Source organism: Flavobacterium sp., from assembly GCF_046317795.1.
Taxonomy (GTDB): Bacteria; Bacteroidota; Bacteroidia; order Flavobacteriales; family Flavobacteriaceae; genus Flavobacterium.
On sequence record NZ_JBKCVI010000118.1, the window covers coordinates 1 to 20,227 of the forward strand.

16 protein-coding genes are annotated in these 20,227 nt (G+C 33.2%); 3 read left to right on the top strand and 13 right to left on the bottom strand.

The features are described from left to right. Positions 1 to 188: 188 nt before the first annotated feature. The 6 genes from ACK5ON_RS06910 to recR all read right to left on the bottom strand — a co-directional run bounded on the left by ACK5ON_RS06910 (position 189) and on the right by recR (position 7,939). A complete protein-coding gene (locus tag ACK5ON_RS06910) occupies positions 189 to 1,469 on the bottom strand; it encodes a nucleotide sugar dehydrogenase (RefSeq protein WP_409821122.1) in 1,281 nt (426 codons plus the stop codon). Positions 1,470 to 1,581: 112 nt separating this feature from the next. Then, positions 1,582 to 2,973, bottom strand: a complete 1,392-nt coding sequence (locus ACK5ON_RS06915) for a nucleotide sugar dehydrogenase (RefSeq protein WP_409821125.1) — start codon at positions 2,971 to 2,973, stop codon at positions 1,582 to 1,584. A 21-nt stretch (positions 2,974 to 2,994) separates the two neighbouring features. Then, complete coding sequence (locus ACK5ON_RS06920; protein ID WP_409821127.1) at positions 2,995 to 3,975, bottom strand: SDR family oxidoreductase; 981 nt, start codon at positions 3,973 to 3,975, stop codon at positions 2,995 to 2,997. Then, positions 3,972 to 6,443: a polysaccharide biosynthesis tyrosine autokinase gene (locus ACK5ON_RS06925; protein WP_409821130.1), complete on the bottom strand. Its 2,472-nt coding sequence runs from the start codon at positions 6,441 to 6,443 to the stop codon at positions 3,972 to 3,974. The genes ACK5ON_RS06920 and ACK5ON_RS06925 overlap by 4 nt, the downstream gene beginning before the upstream one ends. A gap of 9 nt (positions 6,444 to 6,452) precedes the next feature. Continuing rightward, the gene (locus tag ACK5ON_RS06930; protein WP_409821132.1) at positions 6,453 to 7,241 is read right to left on the bottom strand and encodes a polysaccharide biosynthesis/export family protein; all 789 of its coding nucleotides are present in this window, start codon (positions 7,239 to 7,241) and stop codon (positions 6,453 to 6,455) included. A gap of 77 nt (positions 7,242 to 7,318) precedes the next feature. Then, complete coding sequence (gene recR / locus ACK5ON_RS06935) at positions 7,319 to 7,939, bottom strand: recombination mediator RecR (RefSeq protein ID WP_409821134.1); 621 nt, start codon at positions 7,937 to 7,939, stop codon at positions 7,319 to 7,321. A gap of 121 nt (positions 7,940 to 8,060) precedes the next feature. Here recR and ACK5ON_RS06940 point away from each other — a divergent pair, with 121 nt between their 5' ends. After that, positions 8,061 to 9,611 carry a sodium:solute symporter gene (locus ACK5ON_RS06940; RefSeq protein ID WP_409821136.1) on the top strand — a complete coding sequence of 517 codons (1,551 nt, stop codon included), beginning with the start codon at positions 8,061 to 8,063 and terminating at the stop codon, positions 9,609 to 9,611. A 6-nt stretch (positions 9,612 to 9,617) separates the two neighbouring features. On the opposite strand, the gene ACK5ON_RS06945 is transcribed toward ACK5ON_RS06940, so the two are convergent. Continuing rightward, a complete protein-coding gene (locus ACK5ON_RS06945; protein WP_409821138.1) occupies positions 9,618 to 9,983 on the bottom strand; it encodes a CoA-binding protein in 366 nt (121 codons plus the stop codon). A gap of 113 nt (positions 9,984 to 10,096) precedes the next feature. On the opposite strand from ACK5ON_RS06945, the gene ACK5ON_RS06950 reads away from it, so the two are divergent. Further along, the gene (locus ACK5ON_RS06950; protein WP_409821140.1) at positions 10,097 to 10,720 is read left to right on the top strand and encodes a MarC family NAAT transporter; all 624 of its coding nucleotides are present in this window, start codon (positions 10,097 to 10,099) and stop codon (positions 10,718 to 10,720) included. Between the two features lie 99 nt (positions 10,721 to 10,819). After that, positions 10,820 to 11,449 carry a chromophore lyase CpcT/CpeT gene (locus ACK5ON_RS06955; RefSeq protein WP_409821142.1) on the top strand — a complete coding sequence of 210 codons (630 nt, stop codon included), beginning with the start codon at positions 10,820 to 10,822 and terminating at the stop codon, positions 11,447 to 11,449. A gap of 78 nt (positions 11,450 to 11,527) precedes the next feature. Here ACK5ON_RS06955 and ctlX read toward each other — a convergent pair whose 3' ends face one another. From ctlX to ACK5ON_RS06985, 6 genes are all read right to left on the bottom strand, one after another. Then, positions 11,528 to 12,484 carry a citrulline utilization hydrolase CtlX gene (gene ctlX / locus ACK5ON_RS06960; RefSeq protein WP_409821144.1) on the bottom strand — a complete coding sequence of 319 codons (957 nt, stop codon included), beginning with the start codon at positions 12,482 to 12,484 and terminating at the stop codon, positions 11,528 to 11,530. A 6-nt stretch (positions 12,485 to 12,490) separates the two neighbouring features. Next, positions 12,491 to 13,405: a dimethylarginine dimethylaminohydrolase family protein gene (locus tag ACK5ON_RS06965; RefSeq protein WP_409821146.1), complete on the bottom strand. Its 915-nt coding sequence runs from the start codon at positions 13,403 to 13,405 to the stop codon at positions 12,491 to 12,493. A gap of 78 nt (positions 13,406 to 13,483) precedes the next feature. Next, a complete protein-coding gene (locus ACK5ON_RS06970; RefSeq protein WP_409821148.1) occupies positions 13,484 to 14,767 on the bottom strand; it encodes a citrate synthase in 1,284 nt (427 codons plus the stop codon). Positions 14,768 to 14,955: 188 nt separating this feature from the next. Further along, positions 14,956 to 17,583, bottom strand: coding sequence for a T9SS type A sorting domain-containing protein (locus tag ACK5ON_RS06975; protein WP_409821150.1), 2,628 nt, complete (start codon positions 17,581 to 17,583; stop codon positions 14,956 to 14,958). Between the two features lie 218 nt (positions 17,584 to 17,801). Beyond that, positions 17,802 to 18,569 (bottom strand): LytR/AlgR family response regulator transcription factor, encoded by a 768-nt coding sequence (locus ACK5ON_RS06980; RefSeq protein WP_396176763.1) that lies wholly within the window; start codon positions 18,567 to 18,569, stop codon positions 17,802 to 17,804. Between the two features lie 83 nt (positions 18,570 to 18,652). Next, positions 18,653 to 20,227 (bottom strand): tetratricopeptide repeat protein (locus ACK5ON_RS06985; RefSeq protein ID WP_409821154.1); only part of this gene is annotated, 1,575 nt, incomplete at its 5' end.

A 20,227-nucleotide genomic window follows, 5' to 3' on the forward strand; every position in this document is an offset into this window, starting at 1 on the left:
CCTATAAATCCCGCACCACCCGTTATTAAAATCTTTTTCATTTTATATAAATCTAATCTATTTGGTGAAATTATTTTTTTAAACGCAATTAAATATAGTGTTTCACACTGAGCTTGTCGAAGTGCATTTAAAAAGGTCTTCGACAAGCTCAGACTGACATTTTGTAACTGAATTGGATAGCCATAACGCTACAACCTCCCATCCGCCTTTTCATTCAAAACGCCTTTAACATCAAACAAAACGCCTTTTTCCTTTTTTAATTTTGATAAATCAATAGTAGTAAATGCAGTATGAGCCACACCCAATACAATAGCATCAAAAGTCTCTCTAGGCAGTTCATTGGTCGTTTCCAATTGGTATTCATGCTCCACTTCAGATGGTTTGGCCCATGGATCAAATATGGAAACTTTTATCCCATAATCTTCTAGTGCATGAACCACATCCACAATTTTGGTATTTCGAACATCAGGACAATTCTCTTTAAAAGTGATCCCCAACATCAATAAATTTGCCCCATTAATAACGACACCTTTTTTTATCATTAGTTTCACTACTTGTGATGCGACATACTCACCCATACTATCATTCAATCGTCTTCCGGCCAAAATAATCTCAGGATGGTACCCTTTTTCTTGTGCTTTCTGGGCCAAATAATAAGGATCAACACCAATACAGTGTCCACCAACCAATCCGGGTTTAAATGGTAAAAAATTCCATTTAGTACCCGCGGCTTCCAATACAGCATGCGTATCTATTTCTAATAAATTAAATATTTTAGCTAACTCATTGACGAAAGCGATATTAATATCACGTTGTGAATTTTCGATAACCTTAGCAGCTTCCGCCACTTTTATAGATGGAGCCAAATGAGTTCCAGCTGTAATCACCGATTGATATAAGTTATTAACTTTCTGACCAATTTCAGGGGTAGAACCCGATGTGACTTTCAGTATTTTTTCAACCGTATGTTCTTTGTCTCCTGGATTAATTCGCTCTGGTGAATACCCTGCAAAAAAATCAACATTGAATTTTAATCCACTCACGCGTTCCAAAACCGGAATACATTCTTCTTCCGTCACACCAGGATACACTGTCGATTCATAAATAACAATATCTCCTTTTTTCAGCACCTTTCCTACTGTTTCGCTCGATTTGTAAAGCGGTGTCAAATCTGGACGGTTATTTTTATCAACAGGCGTTGGAACCGTAACAATATAGTAATTACAATCCGAAATATCCGCAATATTGCAACTGCAATAAAGCCCATTGGAAGAACCCGTAGAAGTCAAAAGCACGTTTTTCAATGTAGCTTCATCAATCTCCAAAGTAGAGTCCAAACCTGAATTCAGTTCATTAATCCTATTTTGATTGATATCAAAACCGACAACTGGGTATTTGGTAGCAAATAATCTCGCTAGTGGTAATCCAACATATCCTAATCCAATAATGGCTATTTTTATATTCATCATACTGTATTTGTGGTATTTTTAAACCCTTAAACTATTTTTAACAATTAAACAATTTCAAACTTCCAACCCATGAAATCTGAGCACTAAAAGCTTAATACTGAACACTCTCTAACTAACTCCCAATCGACTGATAAACAAACCCTATTGATTTCAACTTTTCTCCATCCAATAAATTCCTACCATCAAAAACAAAAGCGGGCTTTAACATACTCTCATAAATCTTCTCCCAATCATATGTTTTAAACTCATCCCATTCTGTAAGTACCGCAATAGCATGAGCATTTTCACAAGCTTCGTAAGGATTGCTATAACTTTTAATATGTTTTTCGTTATCGGTTGCTTCCCTTGTTGCTAAATAATTCAAATCTGATAATACTTGTTTTTGTGCTACTTTGGGATCAAATAAGGCAATATTGGCCTGCTCATTAATCAAATCATCTGCCACATAAATCGCCGCTGATTCTCTGGTATCATTAGTATCCTTCTTAAAAGCCCAACCTAAAAAAGTGATTTTTTTACCCGAAACGGTGTTGTAAAGTGTTTGCACAATATTTTTAGAAAAACGTCTTTTTTGATGGTCATTCATAATAATCACTTGTTCCCAATAATCCGCGACTTTATTCAATCCAAATGCTTTTGAAATATAAACCAAATTCAAAATATCCTTCTGGAAACAGGAACCACCAAACCCAACAGAGGCCTTTAAAAACTTAGACCCAATTCGACTATCCATTCCTATTGCTTTCGCCACTTCATTCACATTAGCTTCTGTTTTTTCACACAATTCTGAAATAGAATTGATAGAAGAAACACGTTGCGCCAAAAAGGCATTTGCCACCAATTTTGACAATTCTGACGACCAAACATTGGTTTTCAAAATACGTTCTCTTGGAACCCAATTCGCATAAACAGCTATCAAAGCTTCAATAGCATTTTGCCCAGCTGGAGTAGAGTCGCCTCCAATTAAAACGCGGTCTGGACTTAACAAATCTGTTACAGCTGTACCTTCGGCAAGAAACTCTGGATTAGACAGTATTTGAAATTGAACTCCATTACCAGTGTTATCCAAAATACTCTTCAAAGCTTCAGCTGTTCTAACAGGCAATGTGGACTTCTCTACGATTATTTTATCGGTCTTCGCTACTTTGGCAATTTGACGAGCACACAATTCAATGTGTTTTAAATCGGCAGCCATTCCCTTACCTGTCCCATAGGTTTTGGTTGGGGTATTGACTGAGATGAAGATCAAATCGGCTTCATCGATTGCCTTATCAACATCGGTTGAGAAAAATAAATTTTTTCCTCTGGTGTTGGCAACAATTTCGTTTAATCCTGGCTCATAAATCGGAATATTATTAACATCTTTATCATTCCAAGCAGCAATTCTGGCTTCATTTAAATCAACAACAGTCACTTTTATATGGGCACATTTTTGAGCTATAACTGCCATTGTTGGCCCTCCAACATATCCTGCACCGATGCAACATATAGTATTTATTTTCATTCTAATGGATATTATATATTCTTATTTTAGGTTTTCCCAATACCATTTTATTGCTTCTTTCAAACCTTCTTGAAAAGAATAGTTGGGATTATAGTGTAATAATTTTTTTGCTTTTTCAATACTCGCCAAGGAATGAGGGATGTCACCCGCTCTATTTGGCCCATGAATTACTTGTACATCGGCAATTTTTTTATCATAGTTTGATAAAAATAATTTCAAATAATGAAACATATCATTCAACGTAGTCCTATCGCCATAAGCGGTATTGTAAACTGTGTTTATCGCATCCAAATTGTCCGTCAACATGGCCAATTCATTCATTTGAATCACATTATCAATATAAGTAAAATCTCTAGAATAATTACCATCACCATTAATAACTGGACTTTCATGGCGCATCAAGTGCATAACAAATTTTGGTATGACTGCCGCATAAGCCCCATTAGGATCTTGACGTCTCCCAAAAACATTAAAATAGCGTAACCCAATGGTTTCCAAACCATAAGTTTTACTAAAAATATCAGCATATAACTCATTGACATATTTTGTGATAGCATAGGGCGAAAGAGGTTTACCGATAGTTTCCTCTACTTTAGGCAAGCGTTCTGAATCCCCATAAGTAGATGAACTTGCAGCATAAACAAACCTTTTAATACCAGCGTCTCTAGAGGCAACAAGCATGTTCAAAAAACCAGAAATATTAACATCGTTAGTTGTTAACGGGTCATTAATGGAACGCGGCACGGAACCCAGAGCTGCTTGGTGCAAAACATAATCTATGTTAAGAGTAGCTTCTTGACAAGTTTCAAGATTTCTAATATCACCTTCTATTAATTTGAAGTTTGCATTCTCAAAAAAAGGTTCAATATTATGTCTATGTCCTGTAGCAAAATTGTCTAAACAAACTACAAAATAATCCTTTGACAAGAAATATTCACACAGATTGGATCCAATAAATCCAGCACCACCAGTAATTAAGACCGCAGTTTTATTTTGGATCATGTTTTGAATAATTTTAATAATCTATAGTGCCATTTTGCAAAAAAGCCAGTAGGTTCTTCATCTTCATGATAACCACTACCATAACCATAGCCATAGCTGTATCCATAGCCATAGCCATAGCCATAACCCACTCCATATTTTGCTTTATTTTCATAACCATTAAAAATGATGCTAATATTGTTAAGTTCGCCTCTCTTATGTCTGTTATTCAATAGTGTCAACATTTCTTTCTTGGTGAAATTTTGACGAACAATGTATAGAGTAACATCACAAAATTGAACCAATTCCAATGCATCCGAAACCAATCCAACTGGAGGAGTATCAAGAATAATATAATCATATTTTTGTTTTAATTCCTCTATCATTTCTCTCATAGAGTCACCTAGAATCAATTCTGATGGGTTAGGTGGGATTGGACCGGAAGTAATTACATCAAGATAAGGTATGTGGGTATGTTGAATGACTTCATTTAATTTATTTTGACCAATCAAATAATTCACCGCACCTAAATCGTTCTGAATATTAAAATCGTCAAATATCCTTGGCTTTCTTAAGTCCAAACCTACTATGATAGTTTTCTTTTCACTTAATGCAAACACTGTAGCAATATTAAGTGAGCAAAATGTTTTTCCTTCTCCACTGACAGATGAAGTCAGCATTAATGTTTTTGTTCCCTCAATATTTTGCTTTTTGTATAAAAATTGTAAAGAAGAGCGTATGGCTCTAAAGGACTCAGAAAGTGCTGATTTTGGTCTTTCAAATACTGAAAGATTTGTTTCAGAATGTTTAACTCCCACAATACCTATAAGTGGTAACTGGGTTAGACTGATAATATCTTCAATATTTTGAATTGAATTACTAATAAAAAAAATAAAGAAAACAATCACCAATGGCACTATTAATCCCATAAAGAATGCTAAAACATAATTTACTCCAGTCTTTGGTCCTAACAATCCTCCTCCTACATCTTTTGCAGGATCAATAAACTTTATATCAGACAAATTGGCTGCTTGTACTATAGATGCCTCGCTTCTTTTTTGAAGAAATGTATTGTATATATTATCACTTAAATTATATTTTCTTGATAAATTTAACCATTCTTGTTTATTTTCAGGAAGCTTACTAATTTCATTTTCAAGCTTTTGAATTTTTTGATTGGCTAAATTTAAATCATAATCTAATGCATTTTTATAAGAATTGGCATTCTCGAGTAATACTTTTTTAACGGATTGAATTTCATTATCTATTCTTTCATACATTAGCTCTCCTTTTACAGAATAAACTAACTGTGACCTTTGAATTGATAGTGTTATTAATTTGGCTACATTAGTATTAATATTCTCTTCTTCAATACCTACAATTGTTGGTGCTGGTAGTTTAGAAAAATCAACACTATTTTTTAAATATGTTTTTAATGTATTGAGATAGGCAATTTTTCGTTCCACAACATCTTTCTCCTTATCGTAATCTAACAACTGATTTTTGAATGTAATTCCTCCTTCTTCTATATCAATAACATTATTATTCTTACCAAACTCTTTTAAATCGTTGCCAGAATTTTTTAACTTTTCTTCCATGTCATGCAACGTTACGTCAATGAAATTGATTGTGTTTTCGGCGAATTTATTTTTTTCTTCTTTATTTCTCTGGATTAAGACCAGAACAGTTTGGTTTAGATAATCAACCATTCTCTCTTTATTTGTTCCTTCCATGGCCAACTTAAGTATCGATCCTGCTTTTTCATCAATACCTACTTTCAAGGATTTGTATGTCAAAACTGTTTTATCAAAAGGATTAAAACGTATTAGAATTTCATCTCCAAAAGTATCATTCTCAAAATTAACTACATCTAATTTCCAGTGTAGAAAAGGTAGATTTATATTTTGTCCTACTTTACATACTCTAGAAAACTCTTTATCAGGAGTTGAAATTGTTGATTCCTTATTATCAGCATATCGTATAACTTTTGCGCTATTATTCTGAAAAGGTATGGTGATTTTATAAGTATCTTTAGAAAGCATTTTAACTTTTATAAACTGTTCATAAAGTTGGTTTTGAGTTTTATCTATTTTGATTTTAAACGGAACTTGTCCATAAACATCTTGGAGAAAATATTTAGTTTGCTTTAGGTAGTCTGTATAAAATTGTAATTTATCAACTACTAATTCGTTATGTGATCTTGATTTTAGAGTTGTTGAAATCATTTGAACTTTGTCTGAAGTTCCTCCCCAATTAAAAACTAAACTTGTGTTGGCTGTAAACAATGGATTATTTTCTTCTTGCACAGCGATGGTGGTCTCAATGCCATAAATCTTCTGCTTTCTAACATTTACTTGTTGGGCTATTGAAAAAGCAATAATAAGCCCAATAACAAACCATTTCCAATAGCTTAATGTTTTGATTAAAAATCCTTTAAAATCAAAATTGTTTTGTTTATCAAAAAAAGTAAAATCTTTTGTATCTATCATGAAATGAAGTTATAGTCGAATTAACAATAAAGTAGTTGTAAATAATGATAAAACGGTAACTATAGTAGTCAAGGATTGTATACCTGTTGTACCAGTTCCCCAAGATTTTTGTTTTAATGGTTTTACATAAATATAATCATTTGGCTGTAAATAAAATGCTTCGGAGTTAACGGCATTCTTGTCGGTCAAATCTATACTAAATGTTTCACTTCCTTGAGGATAGGTTCTAATTACTTTTACGTCTTTTCTGTCACCTTCTACTGAAATATCACCTGAATTTGCTATGGCTTCCATGATATTAAGCTTATCTTGGTAGATAATTTTTGTGCCTGTAGATCTTACTTCGCCATTTATGGTATATCTGAATCCCGCTAACTTAACAACAACAAATATTCCTGCTTCTGTTTTAAAATATTTCTCATTAAGCATTTTTTCAATTGTAATCCTAACTTCTTCGGTTGTATATCCCAAAACATTAACTTCACCAAGTATAGGTAATCTAATATTACCATGATCGTCAACAGAATATCCATTAAAGTAATTACTTTCAGCTGAAATATTTACAGAATTTTGAATTGTAGAAGCGTTAAAAATTTCAACTAATTTTGGGTCAATTGCTTTAATGGAAATACTTAATATATCGTTTGTTTGAAGACGATAAGGCTTTTGATTTAATGAAGTTACCACTTCATTTTTTGGATTACCCTTATCTTGAAGATAAATTAAATCTTTGGTAGGAACACAGGAAGCAAATAGAATACTAAATAAGAAAATAAAATGTATTTTGGAATTCTTCATTATTGTTTTAAAAAAATTAGCAAACAAAGATAGATTTTTCAAATCTAAATACAAAAATGTAGTTTACTATAATTTGATTATAAGTTTTTTATTGAATTCTCAAATGGAACTCTATTTAAAATACTTCTACCCAAAGTCACTTCATCAGCATATTCTAATTCATCGCCCACAGCTATGCCTCGGGCAATTGTAGATGTCTTGACATCAAAATCTTTAATCTGTTTGAAAATATAAAAATTGGTTGTATCGCCTTCCATGGTTGAACTTAAAGCAAAAATTAATTCTTCAGTTTCTCCTAATTTTACTTTTTCTACTAATGAATTAATGTTCAATTGACTTGGTCCCACTCCATCAATGGGTGAAATTTTACCACCTAAAACATGATAAATTCCTTTGAACTGATTGGAGTTTTCGATAGCCATTACATCACGAATATCTTCAACAATACAAATAATTTTATGATTTCTCTTAGTATTATTACAAATTTCACAAACTTCAACGTCGGAAATATTATGACAACTGACACAAAATTTTATCTCTTCTCTCATAGTTGTCAAAGCATTTGATAAAAATTGTGTTTGTTCTGATGGCTGTTTTAACAAATGCAACACCAATCGCAAAGCCGTTCGCTTTCCAATTCCTGGCAATTGTGCCATCTCGTTTACCGCTTTTTCAAGTAGCTTTGATGAAAATTCCATGCGGCAAAAGTAATAAAAAGCGGTAAGTTATAACTAGGAAGTTGGAAGTAAATTATCTTCTGACTTCCATCTTCTAACTTCTAACTTTTTTTGTATTTTGGCTTTCTTTAAACAAACCTTTATGACACCAACTACCATTCTTATCATTATCATTATTTATTTTGGTTTACTGATTTTGATTTCAAATATTGTAAGTAAAAAAAGCTCGGATAATGATACGTTTTTTAAAGCCAATAAAAACTCAAAATGGTATTTGGTTGCCTTTGGAATGATTGGAACTGCGCTATCGGGTGTAACTTTTATATCAGTACCGGGCGAGGTTGGCAATCCCGATTTGCAGTTTAAATATTTCCAATTTGTATTGGGAAATGCCATTGGTTTTTTAATTATTGCTAAGGTGTTACTTCCGCTCTATTATCGAATGAATTTGACTTCGATTTATAGTTATATTGAACAGCGATTGGGAGTCGTGAGTTATAAAACGGCAGCCACAATTTTCTTAATCAGTAGAACCATTGGCTCGGCTTTCAGATTGTACTTGGTTGTAATTGTTCTGCAACGTTATGTGTTTGATTCTTTTCATGTTCCATTTGCGCTTACGGTTTTAATTTCCTTGGGTTTGATTTTTGCCTACACCTATCGAGGTGGGTTAAAAACGATTATTATTACCGATAGTTTGCAAACATTCTTCTTAGTTTCCTCTGTTTTTTTGACCATAATTTTCATTTGCCAAAGTCTAGATTTTTCTTTTTTCCAAGCTTTTGAAGCCGTGAAAGAAAGCAATTATTCTAAAATTTTCTTCTTCGAGGATTATTTAAAAGGGAATTATTTTTGGAAACAAATTCTAGGTGGAATTTTTGTTACCATTGCCATGGTTGGACTTGACCAAGATTTAATGCAAAAAAACTTAAGCTGTAAGAATATTGGCGAAGCCCAAAAAAACATGTTCACCTTTACTGGAATATTTGTTGTAATTAATATTTTCTTTTTGAGTGTGGGTGCGCTACTGTATATGTTTGCCGAAAAAAATGGTATTCAAGTACCAATGGTTGATGGTGTCGCTCGAACCGATTTTTTGTTTCCCGAAATAGCTTTAAAATCTCTAGGAATTGTTCCTGCAGTGGTTTTTTTGTTAGGATTGACTGCTGCAACTTTTGCTACAACCGACTCCGCTTTGACCGCATTGACCACATCTTTTTGCGTTGATTTTCTGGGCATGGATAAACAACAAGAAAATTCCAATCCCGAAGCTTCGGGAGAAATTCCAAATTCCAATGAAAACAAAACATTACTTAAAAATAAATTGGTAAGAACTCGTCACTTTGTTCACCTTGGGTTTTCGTTTCTCATGTTTTTAGTAATAATAATTTTCAATGCAGTTAATGATGCTTCTGTGGTAAAAATGATTTTTAAGATTGCATCCTATACTTATGGCCCGCTTTTAGGATTGTATGCTTTTGGTTTATTCATGAAATCAAAAACGGTTCATGACAAGCTGGTGCCGCTTATTTGCTTGATATCACCCGCAATATGTTTCTTTATTAGCAAATATGCTGCGACACTTTTTGGTGATTATATTTTAGATAATGAATTAATCATTGTCAATGGTTTAATAACTTTTGTTGGCTTGTTATGCATCAGTAAACCAGCAACAGAAAACACTCGTTATTAACACTGATTAGTATTGATTGGTAGCTAACAAAACTAACGTACAAGCTACTTCCACTTTAATTCCGTTGCCTTGAAGCAACTGATAAAATTCGGGATTTTCGGTTCCAGGATTGAAAATAACACGCTTTGGTTTTGTTTCAATGATGTAATTATAATAATCTCGTTGACGTGCCGGATTTAAATACAAAGTCACTGTGTCAATATTTTTCAACGGAATGTTTTTAGTTCTAATGGTAACTCCTGCCACTTCGCCAGTATTCTGGCCAATAGCAAGTGTAGAATGTCCTTTATCTACTAACATTGTAATGGCTTTGAAAGCATATCGATCCGGTTTTGTGGTAGCCCCAAGTACTACTGTTTTTTTATTTTTCATGTGTTGTATTTCTATTTTTCAAAGATAATGGTATCTTTATATTTCAATCGGATTATTTAACTACAATTTAATATTTTAAGTTAGTTTCAAAATTTACCTTTGCCAAAAAAACTATGGAACTTTTTATTTTTCTACTTGCCGCACTTTTTTCTGTTTTAAATCCAATAGGAACAGTGCCTATTTTTGTGGGTTTAACTCAAGATTACACCAAAAGCGAACGCTCAAAAGTCTCAATGATAACCGCTCTAAACGTCTTTATCATTTTAATTATTTCCTTTTTTATTGGACAATATGTTTTAACTTTTTTTGGAATTACTATAACTGCTCTTCGAATTGCCGGCGGAATTATCATTGCCAGTTCGGGATTTTCTTTGCTTAATGGAAAATTTAATAAAAATCGTGGTATTGATAAAAAAGTAGAAGAAGATATTCATTTGAGAAATTCTATTGCGCTTACACCACTTGCTATGCCTATGCTTGCTGGTCCTGGTTCGATATCGCTATTAATTGCTTTTTATCAAGAACACAACACCGCTAATGAAATTTTAATTTCTTCGTTAGCTATATTTTTTGTCAGCATACTAATTTTTCTAATTTTGAGAAGCGCTCACTATTTAGCAAAAATTCTTGGCGCTTCTGGTATTGTTGCCATTTCGAGAATTATTGGATTTTTAACTATTGCTATTGGCATACAATATATTATTAGTTCTGTATTGGCCATTGTTAGAGGAATATAAGTTGTATCAAATTCCAATTTAAAAATTCCAAATTCTAAGGAATTGGTTTTGGAATTTGGAATTTAAAGTTTTTGGAATTTAAATTTATTATATACCGTCATGAAAAAAATACTTTTACTTTTAGCTGGAATATCTTTATTTATGGGATGCAAATCAGCTCAAAATGCAACATCGAAAAATAGTGCTGCCTTGAACGAACTGGTTTCTATCATGCAAGGTCATTATTCCTCAGAAAAACAATCATTAGAAGATAAGGATTATTATAATATTTCTTTGCGTATGACACCCATTTGGAAAGAAAAAGGAAATTATCTTTTTGTAGAACAAGCGATTTTTGACAAACAAGACAAGCCCTATAGAGTAAGAGTTTATAAAGTTTCTCAAAGAAATGACACTGAATTTATAAGTGAAATTTACACCTTAAAAAACGAAAAAGATTGGATTGGAAAATGGGCAATACCCGAAGCTTATGATAAACTTACTGATGCCGATATGGAACTAAAACAAGGTTGTGAAGTAGTTTTAAAGAGAGTTGCAAAAAATAAATTTACAGGTTCAACTGGTGATAAAACTTGTCCAAGTGAATTGCGTGGTGCTAGTTTTGCCAATTCAAAAGTTACGGTTACCAAAAATGAAATTTTATCTTGGGATCAAGGTTTTGATAAAGATGGCAAACAAGTTTGGGGTGCTACAAAAGCAGGTTATCATTTTATAAAAATGAAAAACTAATTTGTTTTAAATTTCAATTTAAAAATTCCAAATTCCAAGGAATTGGTTTTGGAATTTGGAATTTTAAGTTTTTGGAATTTAATTTTTCGGAAGAAAAATCTCAGCCATCATGCAACGGGCACTTCCACCACCACAAGCTTCAATTGTATTGAGAGTTGAATGAATAATTTCGACATGTGCTTCGAGTTGAGTAATTTGTTTTTTGGTTAAACTTTTAAAGGCCGATTCACTCATCACTAGAAACCTTTTGTCATTCTTCCCTTTCACTTCAAGCATATTTCCAGCAAAGTTGTTGACTTGCTCTTCTGTAATTAAAATCACTTCTTTATCATCGCCACGCAAACTATCCAGTACCATTTTGCGTTCTTTTTTATCATCGATACAATCGGCACAAATCACAGCAAACGTATCGCCAAGACACATCATCACATTGGTATGATACATTAGTTTTCGTTCTCCACCTGCCTTGCCGTCAGGCAGGTTTACGGTTTGAAATGCTTCAAATAGTACAGGAGTAAATTCAAAGTCTTCACAAAACTCTATCATCAATTCTTCATCGGCTCTGGGAGAAAGCGCACAATAAGCTTTTCCGTTTTCTCTGTCTAAAAGTAAACTACCTGTACCTTCAAGAAAGATACCATCCTCTTCTGCTGAAGTATAATCCATGATTTGGTTGATTTCAAAACCTTCATCTTCTAGTATATCTAGTATATCTTCTCTTCTTTCGGCACGACGGTTTTCGGCAAACATGGGATACAAAACTACATCGCCATTTTCGTGAAAAGAAATCCAATTGTTTGGAAAAATGCTGTCTGGAGTATTGGGCTCTATAGTGTCTTCAATCACAATAACATTTACCCCTACTTTTCGCAACTTATTTACAAAAGTATCAAACTCTTGTTGTGCTTTGGTATTTACTGTTTCTGGCGAAAGTCCATCAAGTACTTTTTGGTAATAATTATTTACAGCCGTTTGCTCGTTCATGCGAAAAGCCACTGGGCGAATCATCAATATGGAATTGGTAGTTTGTTTCATTTTATTTTAGTCTCTTATTAATGGTAAAGTGGAACAGCGCAACAGTCCTTCTTGTTTGGCAATTTCGGCATAGGGTATTTCTTCTACGATAAATCCATTATTGCGAAGCCAATTGTTTAATCGGGTGAAATTCTTTTCAGAAACCACTACATTTTCATCTATAGAAAACACGTTAGAATTCATATCATACATTTCGTCACGAGTAATATGAAATAAATTTTCTAAACCAAAAAGATTGACTAAAAAAACATAATCCGCTTCTTCTCTGAAACCACTTTTATAAATTATTCCTTTGTTTGCACCCACAGGTTGAAAGCAACAATCCAAATGTAATGCATTATCTCGAGCTTCCAATTTGGATTTCACCAAATCAAATTCTTTTACTTTTTTATTAGGAAACATTTCTTTGATATAATTCACCCCTTGCCAATTGGTTCGCGCTGTGATATACTCTTTATAATCAGACCCTTTGTAGGTTCCAATGAAAATATAATCGTTCCACAACATGACATCGCCACCTTCGATATGCACTTCTTCAGGTGGACGCACTACTTTTGCTGGATTGATTTGGTCAATTACATATTGAATGGCATCTAATTCTCGTTCTCTATCAGGCAGTATATTGGCTTTGATAAAAATATCGTCAATAACAAAACCGATGTCGCGTGTGAAGATTTGGTTGTAGTTTTCAATCATCTCTGGACGAAAAACTTGAACCTCATACTTTTGAAATACTTGATTAAAAGCTTCCATTTCTTTAACCATATCGGTTTCAATGGGATATGTCCCAGCTAGGATGTGTTCTAATGATTTGGGGTCATACGCTTCTTCGGCGGTTGGTGTGGGTCCATTATTTAGGGCTGAACCCAGCACTACGGCTCTTAATCGTGAGGTTTCGTTTTTTACATTCAGGTGTAACATAAAATGGCTTTTGGCTTGGGTCAAATATAAAAAAGCTTCCCGATTATAAGAAGCTTTGTTTATAAGTATTTGTTAGGATTACCTTTTATCCATAGGTTTAAAATCTCTAAGTGGATGACCCGTATAAACTTGTCTTGGTCTGCCAATTGGTTCTTTGTTGATGCGCATTTCTTTCCACTGGGCAATCCATCCTGGCAAACGACCGATGGCGAACATTACGGTAAACATATCGGTTGGAATTCCTAATGCGCGATAGATAATTCCAGAGTAGAAATCTACGTTTGGATATAATTTTCTAGAAACGAAATATTCATCAACTAATGCCGCTTCCTCCAATTGTTTGGCAATGTTTAAAATCGGATCATCAACACCAAGTGTTCTTAAAACCTCATCGGCTGCTTTTTTAATAATTCGGGCTCTAGGATCAAAGTTTTTATATACTCTATGTCCAAATCCCATTAATCGGAATGGATCATCTTTGTCTTTGGCTTTAGCCATATATTTAGCAGCGTCACCACCATCTTTTTGAATTTCCTCCAGCATTTCTAAAACCGCCTGATTAGCGCCACCGTGTAATGGACCCCAAAGTGCGGAAACTCCAGCCGAAATTGAAGCAAATAAGCCTGCATGTGACGAACCAACAATTCTAACTGTAGAAGTGGAACAGTTTTGTTCGTGATCGGCATGAAGTATGAATAGCTTATCTAAAGCATCAACTACTGTTTTGTTGGCGGTATAAGGTCCTGTTGGTAATTTAAACATTAACTGCATGAAATTTTCAACATATCCTTGGGTATTATCATAATAATTTAACGGATAACCCATCATTTTTCTGTAGGTCCAAGTGGCAATGACCAAGAATTTACCCATGGTTTTGCAAACCGCTTCATACATTTCTTTTTCATTTTCAACATTAACCACTTTTGGATTAAAGGCAGTTAATGCACTGGTAAGCGCAGACAAAACACCCATGGGGTGAGCTGTTTTTGGAAAACCATCAATGATGTTTTTCATTTCTTCGTTTACTAACGTATATTTTCTAATATCAGTTTCAAACTGAGCTAACGCTGCTTTAGTGGGTAATTCTCCAAAAATAACTAAAAAAGCCACTTCAAGAAAATCGGCTTTTTCGGCTAAATCTTCGATAGCATACCCTCTGTAACGAAGAATACCTTCCTCACCATCTAGGAAAGTAATATCACTTTTACAAGAGCCTGAGTTCTTATATCCTGGATCTAAAGTTATGGCACCTGTTAAAGCACGAAGTTTTTCAATATCAATAGCTGCTTCGTTTTCGCTTCCTACGATTACTGGAAACTCGTATTTTTTGCCATCAAATTCTAATATAGCTGTTTTTGACATGGTTTTGTAAGGGAATAAATCTTAATAAAATTATTAATTCGACAAAATTAACGAATTGGGAATGAAATAAAAAAGAATTATAACAACGTTTTCGTTAATTATTTGATAAAATTACTTTCCTAGTAGCTGTTTTAAATAAAAAACTCACGAAACATTTCGTGAGTTTTTCCAAATAAATTTAATTAACGCTATTCTCTAACTATTTTTTCTACTTTCATTCCTTTATCCGATAGTATTTTAAGGAAATATACTCCTTTGTATTTATTGGAAACATCAATCGATGTTTCGTTTTCGTTGACCAAATTAGTCTGCAACAATCGTCCTTGCACATCGTACAACTGAATAGACTTGATTGAATTGTTACAATTAACCGTTACAATTCCATTAGTCGGATTGGGATAGACCGAAATTGACGCATCATTTTGAAAATCAGGATTGTTTAATGATTGGAAAACAGTTTCAGCATCATTTGTTAGGATTGGAAAATTGTAATCAAAATAGATATTGGCTTTCTTATTGACCTCATCGCCTACTAGCAAGTTATTTTTTGATTTAATTTTCAATAAAATATTACCATGTCCACCCGATTCTAATTGGATATTTTGAAAAATAAACTCTACAATATTTTGATTTATTCTTGCATCAACTGGGTCTGAAGAATTCATTATTTGAAGTGAATTCATATCAAAATCGGTTTGATTTACTTCTACTTTAACCACCACAAACTCTGCTGCTGCTGTACCAGTATTTTCGAAACGAATGTTGTAATGCAAATAATTCCCTATTTCCGTTGGCGAAACAATATCTCCTTCCAAACAGGTAATATCATTTGGATCGTAAGAACCCACCACAATTTGTTTCAGCGAAAAAACATTATCAGCAGGAATTTCGTCACTGGCAATTGGAGTAATAGTTGCATTAAAATCCAATTGGTCTCCAATATTTACAGCAGGTGTTTCTGTAGGAGCATTTACATTAAAAACAATTTCAATACTTCTACTTTCAAAAGGTAACAAATTGGTATAATTCCATGACATAGTTCCTACACTTTGTGAATTGGGTACTACCGTTGCAGAAACAAAATCTAAAATAGCATCATCATAACTGAAAGTAACATTTCCGGAAAGGGTTTGATTGCCTTTGTTTTTATAGACAATTTTATAAGTGGCATCAAAACCTGGTCTTGCTCTAAATATTGGCGCAATAACTATTTCTAAATCTGGATGAACGCCGTTGGCTGAAATACAAAAGTTTTGAGTAGTTGTATTATTGTTGTTATTGGCAAAAGGAATAGTGGCTGTAGTTGGCGAAAAATTGAAATACGTTGGGTTTTCCATAGCTGGCGTTAAAACAAAACTACCAGATTGTGTATAAAAAGTATAGTTTCCTGAATTGTTTGTAAATGTTGCACCTTGATTGGTTCCTTCATTAATATTGACTCTAACATTCGGTTGAATATCATCCGCAGCATCACAACCATTATTATTGCCATCAAAAGTTACTGTTCCTGTTATGGTGTTGTAGTTTCCTCCTGGTGTAAAAGTGCAGTAAGTGTTTACATAAACTGAAGATGGTAAATTTGCTGTAAGAAAAGTTGTTTGAAAATCATCAGCACATACAAAATTTAAATTTGGACAATTCAGATCTAAAAAACTATCTATATTAAACTCTTCAATACCATTCTTGACTAAAACAGTCGTTAAGTTGGGATTATCAGAAAATTGCAATTGACTTAATTGATGATTATTATTACAATCGAGAGTTGTTAGTAAATTAGATGAACAATAAAAATAAGCTAGATTATCTAAGGTACTTAAGTCTAAACTTGTCAACTGGTTGTCTCCGCAAGATAAATAGTTCATCTGGGTTAAAGCATTAACATTAAGAGAACTCAGTTGATTACTGTTACAACTCAATGTAATTAAGCCAAATGAACCACTTACATCTAAATCAGATAATTGGTTAGAATCACAATACAAATATTTCAAATTTGTTAATCCTGTTGCATTTAATGTAGTTAATAGATTGTTGAAACAATTTAATTCAATCAAACTAGTTAATCCCGTTACATTTAAACTTACTAATTGATTGTTACCAGTTCCTATTGTAGTTAAATTATTCAATCCAGCTAAATCTAGACTTGTTAATTGATTATTAATACATTGTAACGTTTGCAGATTTATTAATCCGCTTACATTTATATCAGTCAAAAGGTTGTCAGTACAATAAAGATCTTTCAAATTAATCAATCCACTGAAATTTAAGCTTGGTAATTGATTATAATTACAATTCAACGTTTGCAAGTTTGTCAGTCCAGCTATATTCAAACTAGTCAACGAATTAATATTACAACTTAAATACTCCAAACTACTTACTGTAGCTAGATTTAAAGTTGACAATTGATTATAACTACATCCTAAAAATATTAAATTAGTTAGACCGGTTAAATTCAAATTAGATATACTATTAGAACTACAATACAATTTTTTCAAACTTGTAAGACTGGATAAATCTAAATCTGTTAATTGATTACTATTACAGTTCAATCCTTTTAAATTATTAAAACTTGAAACACCAGTTAAATCATATATTCCTGAAAAGTGAACGTCCAAAGAATCAATTGATTGGGCTTCTAAAACCTGAATTTCTCCGTCATTATTAGCATCAATTTTAATATAACCCCCGTTTCCGTATGCCGTATCATTACTAACATCTGCAGCCAGCAACTTCGCCTTAAAATTCGCATCAGGAATATTCACAATTTGTGCATTGGTCATTCCTGTAATTAGTATTAAAATATAGAATAGCTTTTTCATAATAGTTGTTTTTACTTGTGTGTTTTCTTTATCTAAAATAGTTCAGTTTTTGTGTTTGTAATTGAGCAATTGAGTAAACTCTAGTTTTCAATTAGAATTTGTATCGCTTGTTTACGTTTTTAATTACTTCACTGGTGTTTTTACTTACTTCACTGGTGTTTTTGTTAAGTCAACTGGTGTTTTTGTTTGTTATAATTTCATTCTCTTACTTTATTTTTCTAACTGTTTAATTGCTTCCCAATAAGTTCCTGCAACCGTTCTTTTTTTCGTTGCGAAATGGGCAGGTTACTATTATCCGCCATAACCACATAACCGCCGTCTTTTTTGATATACGATTTGAGATACGCCAGGTTAATCAAATGCGACTGATGTATGCGTTCAAAACCATGCTCTGTCAACAAATCTTCATATTCTTTCAAGGTTTTTGAAATTAAAACCGGCTTGTTATTTTTGATGTAAAACTTGGTGTAATTGTCTTCGCTTTCGCAACGGATGATATCGCTAATTTCAAAAAGATGAATTCCATCGGCAGTTGATAGCGCAATGCGTTTGAAGTTATCTACTTTCTTGCGGATGTTTTCTAGTAGCAAATCGATATGAGCCACACTTTCACTTTTTACCAATACATTTTTTATCTTGCTTATGACTTTTTCTAATTCATCTGGATCAACCGGTTTTAATAAAAAATCCAAAGCACTAAATCGAAATGCTTTAATGGCGTATTGTTCATGAGCGGTGATGAATACGATTTGAGAATTCAGTTTTCCTCTTTTATTCACTTCTTCTAACAAATCAAAACCCGAACCGTCTCCCAAATGAATGTCTAAAAAAACCACTTGAGGTTCCGTCTTCAATAGTAATTCGGTTCCCGTTTTTACGCTATCGGCTTCGCCCAAAATTGCTATTTCTGGTGCATACCGATTCAAAAGCGATTTCATTCCGGCTCTTAAATTGTCGTCGTCGTCTATTAATAGGGCTGTTATCATAATTAGTGTTCAGTATTCAGTTGTTAGTTTTCAGTCGGTCTAATTTAGCAATCAACAACTGATTACTAAACACTGACCACTGATTACTTTATATATTGTATTGGCAAATTCAATATTACTTTGGTTCCTAGAATTTTATCATTTTCATTTTTTAACTCAACTATTTCAACATTGGCTTTGCGCGACGTTGATGCTTCCATCATTTCCAAACGTTTTCTTGTTATGTCCAACGCCATCGATTTATGAACCGAAACCAGACTTTCTTTAATTTCTTTCGATTTATCAAATCCAATTCCGTTGTCTTCAATGGTGCAAATCAAATTTTCTTTTTCAGTAGAGAAATTAATTGCAATAGTTCCCTTTTCGTTCTTTGGAATTAACCCATGAATGATGGCGTTCTCAACAAATGGTTGCAATAATAAAGGGGGCAATGCCATATCGTCTTCAATGTCTTTCCCTTTTGAAATATTAAAATCAAATTTATTGTTGAAACGTAATTGTTCCAGCTCTAAATAATTTTGCAAACTTTCAATCTCTTTGTCTATAGGAATCATTGTTTCTTTAGAATACTCTAATGTCAATCGCATCAATTTAGAAAATTTCGACAAGTATTTAATCGCGGAATCGGTTCCGTTTTGGACAATAAAACTCGATATCGAACCCAAACAATTGAATACAAAATGCGGATTCATTTGCAAGTGCAGCGCTTTTTGTTCGTATTCTGCCAATTCTTTTTGCAGGGTCAATGTCTTCTTTAATTGCAGACGGTTATAAATCAGAAATAGTATTCCAAATGCCAATAAGATGAATAAAATGATAAAAACGATTTGCTGTTGGTGTCTTTTGGAAGTTTCGCTATAAACCAATTCTCGTTTTTCTTGTTCTTCTTTCTGAAGCGCTTCTTTCTTGTCAAACTCAAAATTCATTTCGGCACGAACACTGCTTCTTATATTTTCTGCACTCGTAACACTATCCTTGGCTATGCTATACAATTTATAGTGTTTTAGTGACTCTGAAACATTGTTCTTTTTTTCATAAATTTCACTCAACCGTTTTTCGGCATTTTGAACTTGCTCCAGTATTCCTAATTCTTTGGCTAAAGACAGGGATTTATTGATTGCAATCAAGGATTTATCCAATTTGCTTTGTTGTAGATAAATTTCTCCGATGTAGAAATAAGTGTCTGAAATTCCAAATTTATCATCAATAGAAGTAAACGCTACAATGGCTTTTTCGAGGGTTTTCAATGCCTCCGAAGGATTATTGGTCAACTTATAATACAGCCCAAAATTGTTATACAATTCACCTAAACCCCGTGAATTTGGATATTGAACAAATAGTTGCTGCGCTTTAGTGTAATACTCCAATGCTTTGGCGTAGTTTTTTTGGTTCAGATAAACATTCCCGATATTGGTTGTGGTAATACCAACGGTTTCATCTTTTATTTTCTCTTGAATCTTTAAGCACTTTACAAAATAGCTTAACGCTTTAAAATCTAAGCCCTGCGCTTTATATATAATACCGATGTTATTATACAAACGGGCACATTTTTCAAGGTTATTTGTTTCTTCATAAATTTTCAATGCTTTAATTTGGTATTGCAACGATTTACCATAGCTACTTTGCTCCGAAAAAACAATTCCGATACTTCCATAAGC

Excerpts from the sequence above, each read along its gene's own strand:
- recR (WP_409821134.1), bottom strand. The coding sequence starts at position 7,939 with ATGGAATTTTCATCAAAGCTACTTGAAAAAGCGGTAAACGAGATGGCA.
- ACK5ON_RS06950 (WP_409821140.1), top strand. The coding sequence starts at position 10,097 with ATGGAACTTTTTATTTTTCTACTTGCCGCACTTTTTTCTGTTTTAAAT.
- ACK5ON_RS06940 (WP_409821136.1), top strand. The coding sequence starts at position 8,061 with ATGACACCAACTACCATTCTTATCATTATCATTATTTATTTTGGTTTA.
- ACK5ON_RS06980 (WP_396176763.1), bottom strand. The coding sequence starts at position 18,569 with ATGATAACAGCCCTATTAATAGACGACGACGACAATTTAAGAGCCGGA.
- ACK5ON_RS06925 (WP_409821130.1), bottom strand. The coding sequence starts at position 6,443 with ATGATAGATACAAAAGATTTTACTTTTTTTGATAAACAAAACAATTTT.
- ACK5ON_RS06945 (WP_409821138.1), bottom strand. The coding sequence starts at position 9,983 with ATGAAAAATAAAAAAACAGTAGTACTTGGGGCTACCACAAAACCGGAT.
- ACK5ON_RS06915 (WP_409821125.1), bottom strand. The coding sequence starts at position 2,973 with ATGAAAATAAATACTATATGTTGCATCGGTGCAGGATATGTTGGAGGG.
- ACK5ON_RS06965 (WP_409821146.1), bottom strand. The coding sequence starts at position 13,405 with ATGTTACACCTGAATGTAAAAAACGAAACCTCACGATTAAGAGCCGTA.
- ACK5ON_RS06955 (WP_409821142.1), top strand. The coding sequence starts at position 10,820 with ATGAAAAAAATACTTTTACTTTTAGCTGGAATATCTTTATTTATGGGA.
- ACK5ON_RS06920 (WP_409821127.1), bottom strand. The coding sequence starts at position 3,975 with ATGATCCAAAATAAAACTGCGGTCTTAATTACTGGTGGTGCTGGATTT.
- ACK5ON_RS06975 (WP_409821150.1), bottom strand. The coding sequence starts at position 17,583 with ATGAAAAAGCTATTCTATATTTTAATACTAATTACAGGAATGACCAAT.
- ACK5ON_RS06970 (WP_409821148.1), bottom strand. The coding sequence starts at position 14,767 with ATGTCAAAAACAGCTATATTAGAATTTGATGGCAAAAAATACGAGTTT.
- ctlX (WP_409821144.1), bottom strand. The coding sequence starts at position 12,484 with ATGAAACAAACTACCAATTCCATATTGATGATTCGCCCAGTGGCTTTT.
- ACK5ON_RS06910 (WP_409821122.1), bottom strand. The coding sequence starts at position 1,469 with ATGATGAATATAAAAATAGCCATTATTGGATTAGGATATGTTGGATTA.
- ACK5ON_RS06930 (WP_409821132.1), bottom strand. The coding sequence starts at position 7,241 with ATGAAGAATTCCAAAATACATTTTATTTTCTTATTTAGTATTCTATTT.